The sequence below is a fragment of the Lawsonella sp. genome (genome assembly GCF_011525565.1).
In the GTDB taxonomy this organism is placed as follows: domain Bacteria; phylum Actinomycetota; class Actinomycetes; order Mycobacteriales; family Mycobacteriaceae; genus Lawsonella; species Lawsonella clevelandensis_A.
Genome location: NZ_WVRS01000018.1, coordinates 15,318 through 16,312 on the forward strand (window position 1 = coordinate 15,318; position 995 = coordinate 16,312).

A 995-nucleotide genomic window follows, 5' to 3' on the forward strand; every position below is an offset into this window, starting at 1 on the left:
GAAGGTGAATAAAAATCTGGTGATTAGTAGGATAGATGTATGAGTATCCTCGTAAACCCGCAGTGGTTGATGGCGCGTATTGACTCTAATCGAGCACCAGTGATCCTGGATGTGCGATGGTATCGCGATCACCTTGGTGGTTATGACCACTACCTAGAACACCACATTCCCAATGCCATCTATGTAGATCTGGAACAGGATCTTACTGGTGCACATAATCCGGCGCGAGGCCGTCGTCCTTTCCCCACTAAAGAAAAAGTCCAAGAGCTCACCCGTCGGTGGGGTATCGATAAGGACTCCTATGTAGTGGTGTACGACTCTGTAGAAGGTACCTCCGCGGCTCGCGTATGGTGGATCCTTCGCAATGCCGGTGTGAAAGATGTTTTCTTCCTTGATGGGGGGCTGCAGCGGTGGGAACACGCTGGTATGCCGACGTTGACGGGGCCAGGCATTATTCCGCTGGACGGTAATTTTAAGGTTTCTGATGAGCCGTGCATGCCCACTGTTGATGTTGAAGAAGTAGCGGAGTGGCCGCAGCACGGTATTTTGTTGGACGCTCGTTCTGAGCGTCGCTACCAGGGGCATTTTGAATATAACGATGCTCGACTGGGACACATCCCGGGTGCCTATAATCTTCCAACATACGGAAATTATGGGCCGAATCACCAGTTCTTGGACTTTGAAAGTCTTTTGGATCGATTCGAGGCACTGGGTATTACAACTGGCTCTGAAGTGGCTGTGTATTGCGGTTCCGGTAACCTTGCTACCCACACTATTGCTGCGCTTGAAGTAGCTGGTTTACCTGGTGCTTCTCTCTACATGGGAGGATGGTCGCAATGGTGTTTGGATCCGAAACGGCCAGCTTCGCGGGGTCTTTTGCCATAGTGTGCAGCATGCTCATCGTACCAACGGTATAGACGTATTCCGGGTGGTTAAAATCATTGTCGAGCATGTTAAAAGCTCTGAAATTGGGCAAAACACAGTACGGTTAATAC

1 protein-coding gene is annotated in these 995 nt (G+C 50.2%); it reads left to right on the forward strand.

The genetic code is table 11. The features are described from left to right. Positions 1-39 precede the first annotated feature (39 nt). Positions 40-885, forward strand: a complete 846-nt coding sequence (locus QZV76_RS07160; RefSeq protein ID WP_290599325.1) for a sulfurtransferase — start codon at positions 40-42, stop codon at positions 883-885. Positions 886-995: the final 110 nt, after the last annotated feature.